General features: G+C 75.0%; 14 protein-coding genes. 4 read left to right on the plus strand and 10 right to left on the minus strand.

The features are described from left to right. Positions 1–155 precede the first annotated feature (155 nt). A complete protein-coding gene (locus tag ACFWA9_RS32270) occupies positions 156–1790 on the minus strand; it encodes a CTP synthase (protein ID WP_380391918.1) in 1635 nt (544 codons plus the stop codon). 766 nt (positions 1791–2556) lie between these two features. Between ACFWA9_RS32270 and ACFWA9_RS32275 the strand changes: the two genes are divergently transcribed. After that, positions 2557–4551 (plus strand): glycoside hydrolase family 15 protein, encoded by a 1995-nt coding sequence (locus ACFWA9_RS32275; protein WP_380391921.1) that lies wholly within the window; start codon positions 2557–2559, stop codon positions 4549–4551. Positions 4552–4659: 108 nt separating this feature from the next. On the opposite strand, the gene ACFWA9_RS32280 is transcribed toward ACFWA9_RS32275, so the two are convergent. From ACFWA9_RS32280 to ACFWA9_RS32290, 3 genes are all read right to left on the minus strand, one after another. Further along, positions 4660–5829 carry a glycosyltransferase family 4 protein gene (locus tag ACFWA9_RS32280; protein WP_380391924.1) on the minus strand — a complete coding sequence of 390 codons (1170 nt, stop codon included), beginning with the start codon at positions 5827–5829 and terminating at the stop codon, positions 4660–4662. A 186-nt stretch (positions 5830–6015) separates the two neighbouring features. Further along, positions 6016–7749: a DNA repair protein RecN gene (gene recN / locus ACFWA9_RS32285; RefSeq protein ID WP_352296144.1), complete on the minus strand. Its 1734-nt coding sequence runs from the start codon at positions 7747–7749 to the stop codon at positions 6016–6018. Between the two features lie 76 nt (positions 7750–7825). Next, positions 7826–8521 carry a YitT family protein gene (locus tag ACFWA9_RS32290; RefSeq protein ID WP_380391927.1) on the minus strand — a complete coding sequence of 232 codons (696 nt, stop codon included), beginning with the start codon at positions 8519–8521 and terminating at the stop codon, positions 7826–7828. 137 nt (positions 8522–8658) lie between these two features. On the opposite strand from ACFWA9_RS32290, the gene ACFWA9_RS32295 reads away from it, so the two are divergent. Beyond that, complete coding sequence (locus tag ACFWA9_RS32295; RefSeq protein WP_329490163.1) at positions 8659–10170, plus strand: PLP-dependent aminotransferase family protein; 1512 nt, start codon at positions 8659–8661, stop codon at positions 10168–10170. A gap of 63 nt (positions 10171–10233) precedes the next feature. On the opposite strand, the gene ACFWA9_RS32300 is transcribed toward ACFWA9_RS32295, so the two are convergent. The 4 genes from ACFWA9_RS32300 to ACFWA9_RS32315 all read right to left on the minus strand — a co-directional run bounded on the left by ACFWA9_RS32300 (position 10234) and on the right by ACFWA9_RS32315 (position 13427). Next, the gene (locus ACFWA9_RS32300) at positions 10234–11136 is read right to left on the minus strand and encodes an NAD kinase (RefSeq protein WP_352296109.1); all 903 of its coding nucleotides are present in this window, start codon (positions 11134–11136) and stop codon (positions 10234–10236) included. 226 nt (positions 11137–11362) lie between these two features. Next, on the minus strand, positions 11363–12169 hold the full coding sequence (locus tag ACFWA9_RS32305; RefSeq protein WP_329492300.1) for a TlyA family RNA methyltransferase: 807 nt from the start codon (positions 12167–12169) through the stop codon (positions 11363–11365). Between the two features lie 27 nt (positions 12170–12196). Further along, positions 12197–12514 carry a hypothetical protein gene (locus ACFWA9_RS32310; RefSeq protein ID WP_380391931.1) on the minus strand — a complete coding sequence of 106 codons (318 nt, stop codon included), beginning with the start codon at positions 12512–12514 and terminating at the stop codon, positions 12197–12199. Continuing rightward, positions 12507–13427 (minus strand): hypothetical protein, encoded by a 921-nt coding sequence (locus tag ACFWA9_RS32315; RefSeq protein WP_380391934.1) that lies wholly within the window; start codon positions 13425–13427, stop codon positions 12507–12509. Before ACFWA9_RS32315 ends, ACFWA9_RS32310 begins: the two co-directional genes overlap by 8 nt. A gap of 157 nt (positions 13428–13584) precedes the next feature. On the opposite strand from ACFWA9_RS32315, the gene ACFWA9_RS32320 reads away from it, so the two are divergent. Beyond that, on the plus strand, positions 13585–13932 hold the full coding sequence (locus ACFWA9_RS32320) for an alkyl sulfatase C-terminal domain-containing protein (protein WP_352296101.1): 348 nt from the start codon (positions 13585–13587) through the stop codon (positions 13930–13932). Between the two features lie 85 nt (positions 13933–14017). Here the strand turns inward: ACFWA9_RS32320 and ACFWA9_RS32325 are convergent, their stop codons facing one another. After that, positions 14018–15061, minus strand: a complete 1044-nt coding sequence (locus ACFWA9_RS32325; RefSeq protein ID WP_352296098.1) for an HAD-IIA family hydrolase — start codon at positions 15059–15061, stop codon at positions 14018–14020. Positions 15062–15077: 16 nt separating this feature from the next. After that, positions 15078–15755, minus strand: coding sequence for a tetratricopeptide repeat protein (locus tag ACFWA9_RS32330; RefSeq protein WP_380391937.1), 678 nt, complete (start codon positions 15753–15755; stop codon positions 15078–15080). A 172-nt stretch (positions 15756–15927) separates the two neighbouring features. Between ACFWA9_RS32330 and ACFWA9_RS32335 the strand changes: the two genes are divergently transcribed. Next, entirely contained in the window at positions 15928–17298 is a 1371-nt protein-coding gene (locus ACFWA9_RS32335) for a DUF1015 domain-containing protein (RefSeq protein ID WP_352296092.1), read from the plus strand. Positions 17299–17378 lie beyond the last annotated feature (80 nt).

The following is a 17378-nucleotide window of genomic DNA, read 5'->3' on the forward strand; positions in this document are numbered from 1 at the left end:
AAATATACGGCCGGCCGGGGGCCCGGGGGTATGCGGGGGGCCGCCGTCCGGTGACATGTCGACGACTACTCCTGGTGGGCGCCCGTTGCCCGGCGCCGACCTCCGGGCGCCGAGCAGTGGGAACCGACGACCGGGTACCGACTACCGGGTCCCGACTACTGGGCGGCCGTCTTGATCTCGATGGCCGCCTTGACCAGACCCGCGAACAGCGGGTGCGGGCGGGTCGGGCGGGACTTCAGCTCCGGGTGGGCCTGGGTGGCCACCAGGTAGGGGTGCACCTCGCGCGGGTACTCGACGTACTCGACGAGGTCGCCCTTCGGGGAGAGGCCGGAGAACTGCAGGCCGGTCTTCTCCAGGTCGGCGCGGTACGCGTTGTTGACCTCGTAGCGGTGCCGGTGGCGCTCCTCGACGTACTGCTCGCCGCCGTAGACCTCACGGACGATGGAGCCCTCGGCGAGCTTGGCCGGGTAGAGGCCCAGCCGCATCGTGCCGCCCAGGTCGCCCTTGCCGTCGACGATCGCCAGCTGCTCGGCCATGGTGGAGATGACCGGGTACTTGGCGGCCGCGTCGAACTCGGTGGAGTTGGCCTCGGGCAGGCCGGCCAGGTTGCGGGCGGCCTCGATGACCACGCACTGCAGGCCCAGGCAGAGGCCCAGCAGCGGGATCCTGTTCTCCCGGGCGTAGGTGATCGCGGCGACCTTGCCGTCCACACCGCGGTCGCCGAAGCCACCGGGGACGCAGATCGCGTCCACGTCGCCGAGCTGCGCCTGGGCGCCCTCGGGCGTCTCGCAGTCGTCGGAGGTGACCCACTTGATCTCGACGCGGGCGTTGTTGGCGAAGCCGCCGGCGCGCAGCGCCTCGGTCACCGACAGGTAGGCGTCCGGCAGGTCGATGTACTTGCCGACCAGCGCGACCTTGACGATGTGCTGCGGCTCGTGGACGCGGCGCAGCAGGTCGTCCCAGGTGGTCCAGTCCACGTCGCGGAACGGGAGGTCCAGCCGGCGGACCACGTACGCGTCCAGGCCCTCGCCGTGCAGGACCTTGGGGATGTCGTAGATCGACTTGGCGTCGATGGCCGCGACCACGGCCTCCTCGTCCACGTCGCACATCAGCGAGATCTTGCGCTTGATGGCCTGCGGGACCTCGCGGTCGGCGCGCAGCACGATGGCGTCCGGCTGGATGCCGATGTTGCGCAGCGCGGCCACCGAGTGCTGGGTGGGCTTGGTCTTCAGCTCGCCCGAGGGGCCGATGTACGGCAGCAGGGAGACGTGCACGAAGAACACGTTGTCCCGGCCGACCTCGTGGCGGACCTGGCGGACGGCCTCCAGGAAGGGCAGCGACTCGATGTCGCCGACCGTGCCGCCGACCTCGGTGATCACCACGTCGACATCCTCGGTCGCCATCCGGCGGATCCGGGCCTTGATCTCGTTGGTGATGTGCGGAATCACCTGGACGGTGTCGCCCAGGTACTCGCCGCGGCGCTCCTTGGCGATGACCGTCGAGTACACCTGGCCGGTGGTGACGTTCGCCGAGCCATGCAGGTTGGTGTCGAGGAACCGCTCGTAGTGGCCGACGTCGAGGTCGGTCTCGGCACCGTCGTCGGTGACGAAGACCTCGCCGTGCTGGAACGGGTTCATGGTGCCCGGGTCCACGTTGAGGTACGGGTCGAGCTTCTGCATCGTCACGCGGAGTCCGCGGGCCTTGAGCAGGGCGCCCAGGCTGGAGGCGGTGAGGCCCTTGCCGAGCGAAGAGGCGACACCCCCGGTGACGAAGAGGTGCTTGGTCGTCACGGCGCGGCCGTTCGATGCCTTGCCGGAATGGGGCTGTGCCAAGAGGGGGCTCCCGTGGGTCGCGTGTCGAAGGTGACGTGGGCGGGAAGCTCTCGGCTCGCCTGGCGCGACGGGAGTGCGGTGTGGTGCACGGCACTCGATGAGTCGTCGGTTCGGCTGGTCCGGGGCGTTTGATCCCACCGGTCCACGGGATACCAGGGTATCAGTGCCCCGGCCCGGACGCGTTCCGGCCCGCTCGCGGCGCTCGGGAACCACTCCGTCGGCGCACCACCGGCGCACCACCCGGCGCACGCGTCACACCGGTCGCACCACCGGCCCGAGCGGGCCACTCCGCGGCGCTCGGGCGGGTCATGGAGCCCCCTCCCGACGGACCATCCGGAGGTGATCCTTCCGAGCCATCCTTTACGGCTCCCCCACGATGCACGGCATTTCCGCCGAATTGTGGCGCCACGCAGGGCTGCGCCCGCGTGCTTCGCCCCTTTCGTCCGTCGTAAGCTGCACGGACGCATCGCCGACAGCACGAGCAAGCGGAGGGCGTGGGAGGGCAAGGACACCTCTCGGTCCCCGATGCGCGACCGGACCTCCCCGTTATCCAGCACCCCCCACCCACCCTGGGGCTCGACCGAGCCCCGCGCGGACACTCCAGCAAGGCCTGCCACCACCCCCGGCAGGCCGGACGTCCCGGGGTGACCCCCGGCCCCGCAGACCCGCTGGCTCTCCCCGGATCGCCGATGCGTCGTGACCACATTGCGAACTGGAGATCCACGTGGCCGGCCGTATCGAGGACTACGCACTCATCGGGGACATGCAGACCGCTGCCCTGGTCAGCAGGGACGGAGCGGTCGACTGGCTGTGCCTGCCCCGCTTCGACTCGCCGGCGGTGTTCGCCGGCCTGCTGGGCACCGATGAACACGGCTTCTGGCGGATCGGCCCGGCCGAGGTGATGGCCGCCGAGCTGCCGGCCACCCCCGCGCCGGCCCCCGACACCCCACACGTCCGGTACACCGACACCGGCGACCTACGGGTCCCCCCGCCCACCGCGGCCGCGCCGGCCGTCCCCGCCGACCGGCGCCGCTACCGGGGCGACTCACTGATCCTGGAACAGGAGTGGGACTCCCGGGGCGGCAGCGTCCGGGTGATCGACTTCATGCCCCCGCGCCCGCTGGCCGGCCGGGACTCCGTCCCGCAGATGATCCGGATCGTCGAGGGCCTGTCCGGCACCGTCCGGATGCGCTCGGCGGTGCGGATGCGGTTCAGCTACGGGCGCGTCGTGCCCTGGGTGCACCGCGTCGAGCAGGCCGACGGCGGCCACCGGACGGTGGCCGTGGCCGGCCCCGACTCGGTCTGGCTGGACGGCGAGGCCGACACCTACGGGCGCAACCTCACCACCTACGCGGACTTCACCGTCCAGGCCGGCGAGCGGATCGCCTTCGCGCTCACCTGGCAGGCCTCGCACCTGGAAGCGCCCAAGGCCCCGGACGCCGAGGAGATGCTCGACGCCACCGCGGACTTCTGGCACGAGTGGGCCGGCCAGTGCACCTACCAGGGCCCCTACCGCGAGGCGGTGATCCGCTCCCTGATCACCCTCAAGGGCCTCACCTACGCCCCCACCGGCGGCATCGTCGCCGCCCCCACCACCTCCCTGCCCGAGGACATCGGCGGCGAGCGGAACTGGGACTACCGCTACACCTGGCTCCGCGACGCCGCCATCACCCTCTCCTCGCTGCTGCGCACCGGCTACCGCGACGAGGCCCGGGCCTGGCGCGAGTGGCTGCTGCGCGCCGTCGCCGGGGACCCGGAGAACCTGCAGATCATGTACGGCATCGCCGGCGAGCGCGAGCTCACCGAGTCCTCGCTGGACTGGCTGCCCGGCTACGAGGGCTCCCAGCCCGTCCGGGTCGGCAACGGCGCCGCCGGCCAGCTGCAGCTGGACGTCTACGGCGAGGTCGTCGAGGCCCTGCACCTGGCCCACATGACCGGGCTGGTCCGCAACGACCACGCCCACCACCTCCAGCTGCGGCTCATCGACTACCTGGAGGACCACTGGCAGGAGCCGGACGAGGGCATCTGGGAGGTCCGCGGCCCGCGCCGGCACTTCGTCCACTCCAAGGTGATGGCGTGGGTGGCGGTCGACCGGACCATCAAGCTGCTGGAGCAGAACCCCGAGGACGCCCCCTCCGACGGCCACCTGGAGCGCTGGCGCACGCTGCGGGCGACCATCCACCGCGACGTCTGCGAGAAGGGCTACGACCCGGAGCGCAACACCTTCACCCAGTACTACGGCGGCAAGGAGCTGGACGCCTCGCTGCTGCTGATCCCGCAGGTCGGCTTCCTCCCGCCGGACGACAAGCGGGTGATCGGCACCATCGAGGCGATCCAGCGCGAGCTCTCCACCGAGGACGGCTTCGTGCTGCGCTACCCGACGCACGACGAGAGCGGCAACAACGTGGACGGCCTCTCCGGCCACGAGGGCGCGTTCCTGGCCTGCTCGTTCTGGCTGGCCGACGACCTCGCCATGATCGGCCGGGTCCAGGAGGCCCGCGAGCTGTTCGACCGGCTGCTGTCGCTGCGCAACGACCTCGGCCTGCTCGCCGAGGAGTGGGACCCGCGGGAGAAGCGCCAGGTCGGCAACTTCCCGCAGGCCTTCAGCCACGTCCCGCTGATCGACACCGCGCTGCGGCTGACCGCCTGCGGCGGGGCCTACCTCTCCGCCCAGCCGGACGCCCCGGCCGTCGACCGGGTCGAGCAGGCCACGGTCTGAGCGGTGCCTGCCCGGGCGGCCACGGCCCGGGCAGGCCCGGCCCCACCCGTCGCGGTCCCACCCGTCGCGGTCCCACCCGTCGCGGTTCGGACCGGCCGCTCGGCTCGGCTAGGGGGTGCGCTGCACCAGCTCGTCGTAGGTGCTGAGCACCTGGGCCACCGTGGCGGCCTCGTCCGGCCAGGTCTCGGCCTGCTGCCGGCCCGCGGCCACCAGGCGCCGGCGGCGCTCCGGGTCGGCCAGCAGCTCGCGCACCGCCCGGCCGAGCGCCGCCGCGTCGCCGGGCGGGACCAGCACGGCGGCGTCGCCGACCAGCTCGGGGATGCCGCCGACGGCGGTGGCCACCACCGGGACGCCGGCCCGCATCGCCTCCTGGACCGCCAGCGAACGGGCCTCCCAGCGGCTGGAGACCACCAGCACGTCGGCCGCCGCCAGCAGGTCCGGCACGTCGGTGCGGTAGCCGAGCAGCCGGACGTCGGCCTTCTCCACGGCCGCCCGCTCACGGAGCCCGGCGGCCTCGGGGCCGTCGCCGGCGATCAGCAGCAGCGGCTGCGGATCCAGCCCGGCCAGCTCGCGGGTGGCGTCCAGCAGCACCCCGAAGGCCTTCTGCGGGACGAGTCCGCCGACCGCCAGCAGCAGCGGACGGTCCGGGCCGTCGCCGAGCAGCGCCGCCCGGGCCTCGGCCCGCTCCAGCCGGCCCTCGGGCACCGGCGGGGCGGCCACCGGGCCGAGCCGGGCATCGGTGGCGCCCAGCTCGCGGGCCCGGGCCACCAGGTCGGAGGAGGCGCCGAGCACCAGGTCGGCGGCCCGGGCCACCCGGCGCTCCATCAGCCGCTGGAGCCGCCGCTCCATGCCGGTGGCCAGCAGCGCGTGGTGCGAGGTGACCACCAGCGGGGTCTCCGGGCGCAGTCCCGGGAAGCGGCCGGCGGTGCGCAGCGCCAGGTCCGACAGCAGCCCGGCCCGCAGGCCGTGGGCGTGCACCACGTCGGCGCCGGTGAAGGCACGGCGCAGCTCGCCGATCGCGGTGGCGTCGCTGCGGGCGCCCGCCGTGGGGGTGATGTCGACCAGGTGGAACCTGGCTCCGGTGCGGGAGAAGCCGAACAACGCGTCCGTACCGGCGGGCGCGCAGACCGTGACGGTCACTCCGTGCGCGACCAGGCCCTGTGCCAGGGAGCGCACGTGCGCACCGATGCCGCCGGTACTGGCGGCCAGGACGAGCACCACGTGCAGCTGACCCGGTTCTGGGGCGGCCGCGGTGGCCCGGGCGGCGGAATGGTCCACGTCGTCTCGCATCCGACTCGATCAGGTTCGCGCGCCGCGTCGCGAGGATTGCCCGCCGACGGCGCTCGGGACTGGAAAGCCAGTGTCCAGCCGCCACCATGCCAGGTCGGCGGCCCTCTTGGACAGTCGGCGCCACGGGGGGCGCGTCGCGGTCCGCCGGAGGGCCGCCGGGCCGGGCGGCGGAGGCTAACGGTGGCGCGGAGCCCGGGCGGCGGCCAGCAGTTCCTCGGCGTGGGCGCGGCCCAACTCCGAGTCCTCCAGGCCGGCGAGCATCCGGGAGAGCTCGCGCACCCGCTCCTCGTCGTTGAGCACCTTGACGCCGCTGCGGGTCACGGTGCCGTCGTTGGTCTTCACCACCACCAGGTGGCGGTCGGCGAAGGCGGCGACCTGCGGCAGGTGGGTGACCACCACGACCTGGGCCGACTCGGCCAACTTGGCAAGCCGGCGGCCGATCTCGACCGCGGCCTTGCCGCCGACGCCGGCGTCCACCTCGTCGAACAGGTACGTGGGGACGGGGTCGGCGCCGGCGAAGACCACCTCGACGGCGAGCATCACCCGGGACAGCTCACCGCCGGAGGCGCCCTTGGCGATCGGGCGGGGCTGGGCCCCGGGGTGCGGGGCGAGCAGGACCTCGACCTCGTCCACGCCGTGAGGGCCGTAGGCGACGGTTCGGCCGTCGACCTCGATGCCGGAGAGGTCGTCGACCTGGGCGATCGCGAAGGTCACCCGGGCGTGCGGCATCGCGAGTTCGGCGAGCTCGGCGGAGACGGCCTCGGCGAAGCGGCCGGCGGCGGCCTGCCGGGCGGTCGAGACCTCGCCCGCGAGCTCGGCCAACTCGGCGCGCAGCGCGGTCTCCTGGGCGCCGAGTTCGTCGATCCGCTCGTCGTCACCGTCGAGCTCGGCGAGCCGGGCGGAGCCGTTGTCGGCCCAGGCGAGCACCTCGGCGAGGGAGTTCTCCGGGCCGCCGTACTTGCGCAGCAGCTGGGCCAGGACGGCCCGGCGGTCCTCGACGGCGGCCAGCCGGACCGGGTCGGCGTCCAGGTCGTCGGCGTAGCCGGCCAGGTCACCAGCGACGTCGGCCAGCAGGTAGCCGACCTCGTTCAGCCGGTCCGCGAGGCCGGCGAGGCGCTCGTCGTGGTGGCGGACGGCGTCCAGGGCGCGGCGGGCCTGGGCCAGCAGGGTGCCGGCGTCCAGCGCCTCCGGGTCGGCGGGGTCGCCGGCCAGCGCGGCGTGGGCCAGGGTGGCGGCGGAGGAGAGCGCGTCGGCGTGGCCGAGCCGCTCGGCCTCGGCGCCCAGTTCGACGTCCTCGTCGGCGACGGGCTCGGCGGCGGCCACCTCGTCCAGGCCGAAGCGCAGCAGGTCGGCCTCCTGGGCGCGCTCGCGGGCCCGGGTGGTCAGCTCCTCCAGGGTGGCCGAGACCTCCCGCAGCCGGCGGTAGACCTCGCGGTAGCGGGCCAGCGGCTCGGCCACCGCCTCGCCCGCGTACCGGTCCAGGGCGCCGCGCTGGCGCGCCGGCCGGAGCAGCCGCTGCTGGTCGGTCTGGCCGTGCACGGCGATCAGGTCCTCGCCGAGCTCGGCCAGCAGCCCGACCGGCACGGCCCGGCCGCCGACGTACGCCCGGGAGCGGCCCTCGGCCGAGACGGTCCGGCTGATCAGCAGCGCGCCGTCGTCGAGTTCGGCGCCGGCCTCGACCGCGCGGACCGCCGCCGGGGAGCCCTCGGGCAGTTCGAGGCGGCCCTCGACGACCGCTCGTCCGGCGCCGTTGCGCACCAGAGCGGGGTCGGCCCGGCCACCGAGCAACAGGCCGAGGCTGGTCACCACCATGGTCTTGCCGGCACCGGTCTCACCGGTCACGGCGGTGAAGCCGGGGGCCAGTTCGACCACCGCATCGTCGATGACCCCTAGATCCCGTATCCGCATCTCGTCCAACACGGTGACGACCTTACGAGGTTCCGGCCCCGGCGCGCGACGAGCGGCAACTCCACGCCCCTCAAGTTCATCCCTTCCGGGGCGTTTCGGCGGGGCTGGGCACGGTGCACCAGGGCAGGAAGATCTGCGCGAGCGGGCCGATGGCCAGCGCGTATGCGACGGTGCCGACGCCCGCGGTACCACCGAGCAGGACTCCGGCGGCCAGCACGGTGAGTTCGATTCCGGTCCGGATCAGCCGCAGCGACCGGCCGGTGCGCCGGTGCAGGCCGGTCATCAGGCCGTCGCGCGGGCCCGGGCCGAAGCGGGCGCCGATGTAGAGGCCGGTGGCCAGGCCGTTCAGCACGATCGCGCCGACCATCAGCGCGATCCGGGCCGGCAGCGGTCCGGGCGTGCCGGTCACCCGGAGGGTGAGGTCCATCGCCGCGCCGATCATCAGCACATTGGCCACGGTCCCGAGCCCGGGGCGCTGGCGCAGCGGGATCCAGAGCAGCAGCACCAGCGCGCCGCAGATGGTCACCCAGGCGCCCACCGAGAGGCCGGCGGTGCGCTGCAGGCCCTGGTGGAAGACGTCCCACGGGTCGAGACCGAGCCCGGAGCGCAGCATCAGCCCCATGCTCGCCCCGTAGAGGGAGAGGCCTACCAGCAGCTGCGGGAGGCGGCGGCCCAGTGCGTGGGTGTCGCCGAGCAGGCGGACGGCGAGGGAGGGGCGCCGCGCCGTGACGGCGGGCGCGGGGGTGGTCGGTCGCGTGGTCGTGGTGGCCATCGGGCTCTCCCGCAGGTGGTGCTGCACCGTACGGGCCCGGCCCGCGACGGTGGCGGACTCGATGGCCGCCCTGCCATGATGGACAGGCCAAAGCGACCCCTTCCAGGGCCAATTCCGAGCAAGTGGACTGATCAGCCATGGCCGACTGGCACACCACCGTCACCGCCGCCGCACTGGCCCGGCTGCTCGACGCGGCCCGGCTGCCCGAGCCGGCCGCCGCCCGCCGCCCCGCCTACCGGACGCTGGCCGGGCAGGTCCGGCTGCTGGTCACCGAGGGCCGGCTGCCGGTCGGGGCCCGGCTCCCCGCCGAGCGCGAGCTGGCCCTGGCGCTGCGGCTCAGCCGCACCACCGTGGCCACCGCGTACGAGGCGCTGCGCGCCGAGGGGTACCTGCACAGCCGGCGCGGATCCGGCAGCTGGACCGCCCTGCCCGAGGGCGCCCCACCGCCCGGCGACGCGCTGCACCCGGTGCCGCCGGACGAGCAGGGCCGCACGCTGGACCTCGGGGTCGCCGCGCTGCCCGCCCCGCAGCCCTTCCTCGGCGCGGCGGCCGCCCGGGCCGTCGAACAGCTCCCCGCGTACGCCGCCGGGCACGGCAACTACCCCACCGGCGTCCCGGTGCTGCGCGAGGCGGTGGCCCGGCGCTACACCGAGCGCGGCCTGCCTACCACCCCCGACCAGATCCTGATCACGATCGGCGCGATGGGCGGGCTGCACCTGGTGCGGCAGGCGCTGATCTCCCGCGGCGACCGGGTCGCCGTCGAGGCGCCCAGCTACGCGCACACGCTGCAGGCCCTGCGCCTGGGCGAGGCGCGCCTGGTGCCCGTCCCCTACGGCTGGCCCGGCGGGCCGTCCCGGCAGCCCTCCTGGGACCTCGCCGAGTGGCGCCGGGTGCTGCGCGGCGCCACGCCCAGGGCCGCCTACGTGATCCCGGACTTCCACAACCCCACCGGCGCCCTCGTCCCCGAGGAGCAGCGCCGCGAACTGCTGGCCGCCGCGCGGGCCGCCGGCACGATCGTGCTGGCCGACGAGACCACCGCCGAGCTCGGCTGGGGCCTCGCACCGGACGCCGTGCTCCCCCGCCCGATGGCCGCACTGGACCGGTCCGCCCAGGTGGTCACCGTCGGCTCGGCGGGCAAGCTGCTCTGGGGCGGCCTGCGGATCGGCTGGGTCCGGGCGGCCCCCGCGCTGGTGCGCCGGCTGGCCACCGCCCGGGTCTACAGTGACGTCGGCGCCCCGGTGCTGGACCAGCTGATCGCCGCCGAGCTGCTCGGCGAGCCGCTGGCGGCCGTCCGCGCCCACCAGCTGGACCGGCTGCGCTCCACCGCCGAGGCCTTCGCCCGCGCGCTGCGCGAGCGGCTGCCCGCCTGGCACTACGCCGCTCCGCCCGGCGGGCTCGCGCTCTGGGTCTCCACCGGGGGCCTGTCCGGCGCGGCACTGGCCCAGGCCGGGGAGCAGGGCGGCGTACGGATCGCGGCGGGCAACCGCTTCGGCTCGGACGGGGCGTTCGAGCACCACATCCGGATCCCGCTCACCCTCCCCGCCGCGGCCGTGCCCGCCGCCGTCGAACGCCTCGCGGAGGTCGCCGCCCGGGCCGCCCTCGGCGGCCGCTGGAGCGCGGGCGACGACAGCCAGCCGCTGGCGGTCTGAGGGCCGCCCACGGCGAAGGGCCCGGGCCGCCGGTGGTCGGAACCGGCGGCCCGGGCCCCTCCGTCAGTGCGTTTCGGCCCGCCCGCGCCAACCCGTCACCGGCAGCGCGAACTTCGCCACCAGCCGGTCGGTGAACGGCGCCCGGTGCAGTCGCGCCAGCCGCACCGGCGTCTGCCCCCGGCGGACCTCCACCCGGGCCCCGGCCGGCAGCTCCACCGAGCGCCGCCCGTCGCACCAGAGCACGCCGTGCGGGGTCTTCGGCTGCACCTCGACCGCCAGCACCGAGTCCGGCGAGGCCACCAGCGGCCGGGCGAACAGCGCGTGCGCGCTGATCGGCACCATCAGCAGGGCCTCCACCTCGGGCCAGACCACCGGGCCGCCGCCGGAGAACGCGTACGCCGTCGAACCGGTCGGCGTCGCGCAGACCACCCCGTCGCAGCCGAAGTTGGAGACCGGACGGCCGTCCACCTCGGTCACCACCTCCAGCATCCGCTCCCGGGACGCCTTCTCGATCGAGGCCTCGTTCAACGCCCAGTCCTGGTGGACCACATCGCCGTTGGTCCGGACGATCACGTCGAGCGTCATCCGTTCCTCGACCTCGTATTCGGCGTCGACGACCCGCTCCACCACGACCGCGAGATCGTCCCGCTCGGCCTCCGCGAGGAAGCCCACCCGGCCCAGGTTGATGCCGAGCATCGGCAGCCCGTGCTCACGGGCCAGCTCGGCCCCGCGCAGCAGCGTCCCGTCCCCGCCGGCGACCAGGATCAGCTCGCAGCCGTCCGCCGCGCCGGGCCCGCCGGCCACCCGCTCGATGCCGTCGGGCAGGTCCAGGTCGACCGCCTCGGCCGCGAGCAGCCGGATCCGGATGCCCGCCTTCAGCAGGCCGTGCACCAGGCCCTCGACGCTGCGCAGCGCGGCCTCCCGGCCGGTGTGCGCGATCAGGAAGACCGTACGTCCCTCACTCATGCGCGCCCCTCTCCGCCCGTCCCGACAGCTCCGAGGTGCCCCCGTCTCCCCACGGTAGCCGCGGGCGACGCGTACCCCTCGACAGCTCTCCCCCGGATCTCGGCCGGGATTACCCCCACGGTTCGCTCGCTCATGCCCGCTGCCCTCTCCCTACGTCGGCCGGGTCGCCCTCGGCCCGGTGCGGCCGCGTCACTCAGCATGACGGACCGGACGTCCGCAGAGCACCCTACCGGGGGCCTTCGGCGACGGCCCGGTCCGCCTCCGCCGGGTCCAACGGCGGGGCGTCCCGGCGCAGCCAGAGGAAGTACTCGACGTTCCCCGACGGCCCCGGCAGCGGGCTCGCGGTGACCGCCCGCACGCCCAGCCCCTGCTCCCACGCCTTCCCGGCCACCTGCCGGATCATCTCGGCGCGCAGCTGCGGGCTGCGCACCACGCCGCCGCTGCCCAGCCGCTCCTTGCCGATCTCGAACTGCGGCTTGACCATCAGCACCAGGTCCGCGTCCTCGGCGGCGCAGCCGGCCAGCGCTGGCAGCACCAGGCCGAGCGAGATGAACGAGAGGTCGCCGACCACCAGGTCGACCGGCGAACCGCCGATCAGCTCCCGGGTCAGCTCGCGCACGTTGGTGCGGTCCATCACCGTCACCCGCTCGTCGCTCTGCAGCGACCACGCGAGCTGTCCGTAGCCGACGTCCACCGCCAGCACGCCGGCCGCCCCGGCACGCAGCAGCACGTCGGTGAAGCCGCCGGTGGAGGCGCCCGCGTCCAGCGCCCGGCGGCCCTCGACCACCAGGCCCTGCGGGACGAAGGCCGCGAACGCCCCGGCAAGCTTGTGCCCGCCGCGCGAGACGTAGTCGGGGTCGTTCTCGTCGTTCGCCACCACGACCGCCGCCGCGGTCTCCACCTGGGTGGCCGGCTTGGTCGCGGTGGTGCCGCCGACGGTCACCCGGCCGGCCGCGATCAGCTCGGACGCGTGCTCGCGCGACCGGGCCAGCTTGCGGCGGACCAGCTCCGCGTCGAGACGGCGTCGTGCCACTGCCACTGGTGTTTCAGCTCCTACGGGTCATCGCGAACGGTCGGACCCAGCGGGTCGATCCTGGTCGAGCGCGGCCAGCGTGTCGGTCAGCCGCTGGTGAACATCTTCGTACACCGCGACGTGTGCCTCGGTCGGCACCCCGTCCAACGCCTCCAGCCGGGCCAGCGCGGCGTCGACGGCCGGGTGGCCGGTGGGAGTCGGCTCGACGCCCAGCGGCAGCGGCTCATCGATGCCGAGGAAGGCGTCCGGGTCGGCGCCCGCGGCTGAGTCCGCGGCGAGGTCCCGGGCCGGGTCCGCCGGGCGGATGACGGGCGCGGGGGCGGTGCCCGGGCCGGGATCAGGCATCGGGCTTCCTGGTGCTGCTCTTGCGGACGGTGGTCTTCCTGGTCGCGGTCCGCTTCTTGGCGGGCGGCTCCTGGCCGGCGGCCTGCGCCGCCTTCTTCGCGGCGGCCCGCTCGGTGGTCGCGGCGGCGGTCTTCTTGACGGCGGTCCGCTTCGCGGGAGCCTTCTTCGCCGCGGCCTTCTTGGCGGCGGGCTGCTGCTCGGCGGGCTTCTTCGCGGCGGGCTTCTTGGCGGCAGCCTTCTTCACGGCAGCCTTCTTCACGGCGGGCGCCTGCGCTGCGGGCTTCTGCGCTGCGGCCTTCTTCGCCACCGGCTTCTTCGCCGCGGGCTTCCGCTCGGCGGGCTTCTCGGCCGCCGCCGGCTTCTCCGCCACGGCCGGCGGCACCGGCGGATCGGTCTCCACCGGCTCGTCGACCTCGACCCGCTCGGCCACTATCGGCTCGCCGCCCGCCCGCGCCGCGAGTGCCGCCGGCTCGTCGTCCAGCTCCCAGCCGTGCCCGAACAGGGCGTCGGCGCGGGGCGCCGGCGCCGCCGTGCCGGGCTCCTCCTCCTGCGGCGACGCGGCCGGAACGGCCTCCTCCTCGACCTCGCGCAGCTTGCTCTCCAGGTAGGCGAGCACCACGCCGACCTTGGTCACCTGGTCACCGACCTTCTCGAAGGCCTTCTCCACCTCGCTGCGCGCCACGCCGACCGCCAGGTCCACCCCGGCCCGGCCGGCGGTCACCGCCTCCTCGGCCAGGGTCTGCAGCGACTTCGCGGACGGCGGGAACGGCCCGCCCAACCGCCGCTCCACCTCGGCGACGTCGACCCCGCTCATCTCCAGCAGCCCGGCCGCCGTCCCGACGACCCGCTTGCCGACCTCCTCCACCAGCCCGGCGGCGACCTCCACCGCTCCCCGCACCGTCTTCGGCAGCATCCGGGTGCCTCCTTAGCGCCTGCGCGCATCGCTCCGTCGCCGTCGGTACCCGGACCGGTTCCGGGCACCCCACCGACGACGCTACCGCCAAAACCCGCCTGCGGTACCGTGGCCCCGCAGTGACCGCCGCCGTCGCACAGGGAGTGGACCAGCCGCCATGGCCAACGCCGAGGAGTGCCGCACGGCACTGGAGCAGCTCAGCCGGAACCTGGCGAAGTCCACCGGCAACGTCCGCAAGGCGGCCGACCTCGACCGCTCCCTCACCTGCCGGATCACCGACCTCGACCTGACCTTCACCGGCCGGCTGCGCGACGGCCGGATCGAGGACGTCACCGAGGCACCCGGCCCGCCCGCCACGAAGGCCGAGATCCGGCTCACCATGAGCAGCGACGACCTGGTCGCCCTGGTCGGCGGCACGCTCAACTTCGCGGCGGCCTGGGCCAGTGGCCGGGTCCGGCTGGAGGCCGGCTTCCGCGACCTGCTGCGGCTGCGCACACTGCTCTGACCGGGCGGCGCGGCGGCCAACCGGCCCGCGCCCCGGCACCCGTTCGTGGGGCCGGCCGCGCGGACCGGCCGGCCGGCCCCGGGGCTCAGAACCCCAGCTCGGCCAGCGCCTTGCGCCCGTCCGACGGACCGCCGTCCGCGTCCAGTGCCGTCCAGGCCGCCGCACAGAGCGCCCGCAGGCCGTCCCAGCGGTCCGAACCGGTGCCCTCCAGCTTCAGCACCCCGTCCTGCGCCACCACGACCCAGCCGCCGCAGCCGAACCCGCCGCCCGGCTGCCCGGTGACCGCCGGGTGCGCCACCAGCAGCCCCCGCAGGTCCTCCGCGAGGTACGTCGGCCGGTGCTCCACCGGCGCCGAGAGCAGTTGAGCCGCCGTGGTGACCCCGGTGAACACCAGCAGGCTGTCGACGCCGCCGTTGAACGCCCCCTCGATGTCGGTGTCCAGCCGGTCCCCGACCACCAGCGGCCGCTCGGCACCGGTCCGCAGGACGGTCTCCCGGTGCATCGGCGGCAGCGGCTTGCCCGCCACCTCGGGCTCCACACCCGTCGCCGCGCGCACGGCCGCCACCAGCGCGCCGTTGCCCGGCGCGATCCCGCGCGCGGTCGGCACCGTCAGATCGGTGTTGGAGGCCACCCACGGCAGCCCGCTCCGCACCGCGTAGGAGGCCTCCGCCAGGTGCGTCCAGCCCACCGAGGCGTCGAAGCCCTGCACCACCGCGAGCGGCTCCTCGGCCAGCGTGCGAACGGCCACCAGGCCGCGCTCGGCCAGCGCCTCCTCCAGGCCCAGGCCGCCGACCACGAGCACCTTCGACCCGGCCGGCACCTTCTCGGCGACGACCCGGGCGGCCGCCTGCGCCGAGTTGATCACGTCGTCCGGCTCGGCCGGCACCCCCAGCTCGGTCAGGTGCGCGGCCACCACCCGCGGCGGGCGGGAGGCGTTGTTGGTCACGTACGCCAGCCGCATCCCGGCCGAACGCGCCGACGCCAGCGAGTCCGCCGCGTGGTCGATCGCGTCGGGCCCGGCGTAGACCACGCCGTCGAGGTCCAGCAGTGCCGTGTCGTACGCCTCGGTGAGCGGGCGCTCACTGCCGCCGGGGGCGGTCCGTCGCTCGGTGGTGGCCGTCTCGGTCATGCCTTCGCTACCTCATTCACTGCGTCGATTTCCCGTCATCCGTCTCGTCCCGGGCCCTGCCGCCGGGGACTTCGTCGTCCCCCGCGCCCCGGTCGGCGGCCGCCGGCAGCCCGCCGGGTGACGGGCGGGGTCCGGCGTACCCCGGCGCCCCCGGCAGCAGCGGGCCGAACGCCCCGGCGCGGGCCGCCAGGGTCGCCCGGGTCTGCCGCAGCGCCGACCGGTAGTGGTCGGTGTCCGGCCGCATCGCGACGGCCAGCGCCAGGTGCTCGGCGGACGTCTCGAAGTCGCCCAGCCGGGCCGCCGAGACGCCCCACCCGAACTGAGCGTAGTCGTCGGACGGATCGGCCAGGGCCACCGCCCGGAAGTTCTCCAGCGCCGCCGCGTACGAACCGGCGTCGAACTGCGCCCGCGCCAGCATCTCCCGGATGCTGCGCGAGTGCGGCTCCGCCGCGGCCGCCCGCGCCAGCAACTGCTCGGCGGCCGCCGGATGCCCCTGGGCCAGCAGCTTCCCGCCCCGGCGGAACCACTCGTAGACGTCCCCCGCGGGCTCCCCGGCCCGGCCCTGCTCCGCCCCGCCCCCCGGGCCGTCGAAGCCCTCGCCCGAACGCCCGGCGCCCGCCGACCCGTTCATCACACCGTCCGCGGAGCCGTCCGCCCCGCCGCCGCCGTCCAACCGCTCCTGCCCACCACTCATGCGCCCACCTCGCCGCCCGCGCCGACCGCCTCGCGGGACGCACAACGCTGCGTCGACCGCCCACTGCGCTCTCTCACGCCGTACCTCGCCCTCGGTCACGACACCCGCCCGCTCCGGACCAGCACGGGTGTTCCGATCTCTGAACAACGCGTACCCGATTACGATGCCCAGAATGAGCACACCCAGTGCAGAAAGCGGAGCGGAGTCTCCGCAGGGCGGCCCCGGTAACCCCGGCCACGTCGCCACCGCAGGTCTGTCCCTCTCCCCCTTCCGCGGCCTCCGCTACGTCCCCGACCGGGTCGGCGCCCTGGCCGCGGTCACCTCACCGCCGTACGACGTCGTCGACCCCGGCCGCCGGCTCGATCTGGAGACCGCCGACCCGCACAACGTGGTCCGGCTGATCCTGCCGCGCCCCGAACCCGAGGACGCCGGCGACCGGCCCGACCGCGACACCCGCTACCGGCACGCCGCCCGGCTGCTGCGCGCCTGGCAGCGCGAGGGGGTCCTGGCCGCCGACCCCGAGCCGGCGCTGTACGTCTACGAGCAGCGGGTCCCCGCCACCGGCGACTCCCCGGAGCTGCTCCAACGCGGCCTGATCGGCGCCCTCGCCGTCAGCGGCAGCGAGGCCGGCGTCGTCCTCCCCCACGAGGACGTGATGCCCCGGCCGGTGGCGGACCGGGTCGGTCTGATGCGCACCACCCGCGCCAATCTCGAACCGCTGCTGCTCACCTACCGGGGCAACGGGGGCGCCGCGGGGGTGATCGAACGGGCCGTCGAGGACGACCCGCTGCTCACCACGACCACCACCGACGGCACCCACCACAGGCTGTGGGCCGTGACCGACCCCGCCGGGATCGCCGAGATCAGCCGCGACCTGGCCACCTGCCGGGCGCTGATCGCCGACGGCCACCACCGCTGGGAGATGTACCTGCGGCTCCAGCGGGAGCACCGCCACCTGCCGCGCAGCCCCTGGGACCGGGGCCTGGTGCTGCTGGTCGACACCGCCCGCTACCCGCTGCGGGTCCGCGCGATCCACCGGGTGCTGTACCGGCTGCCGATCGCCGCGGCCCTGGAGAAGCTGGGCGACCAGTGGCGGGTCAAGGAGGTACCCGGCCCGCTCGCCACCGCCCTCCAGGCCCTCGCCGAGCAGAAGCGGCAGGGCGGCAACGGGTTCGTGCTGACCGGCGGCGACGGCGTCTACTGGCTGATCGGCGAGCCCGAGGAGGCCCTGCTCGACGCCAGCGTGCCGCACGACCGGCCGGAGGAGTGGCGCCACCTGGACGCGACCGTGCTGCACGCCGCCCTGCTCGACCACACCTGGCGGGTCCCCGACGGCCCGGACGACATCGGCTACCTGCACACCGCCGTGTCCGCCGAGCGCGAGGCCGCCCGAACCGGCGGCACGGCGGTGCTGCTCCACCCGGTGCGCGAGAGCGTGGTCCGCCGGCTCGCCGAGCAGGGCGTCACCATGCCCCGCAAGTCCACGTCCTTCGGCCCGAAGCCGGCCACCGGGCTGGTCCTGCGCAGTCTCGAACTGGGCTGAGCGTCCTGCGGCCGGGCCGTCCGGTCGCGTCCGGACAGCAGTGAGGCCCTGCCGCACCCCGGAGTTTCCCGGGGTGCGGC

Origin of the sequence: Kitasatospora sp. NPDC059973, from assembly GCF_042737525.1 — a bacterium.
GTDB lineage: Bacteria > Actinomycetota > Actinomycetes > Streptomycetales > Streptomycetaceae > Kitasatospora.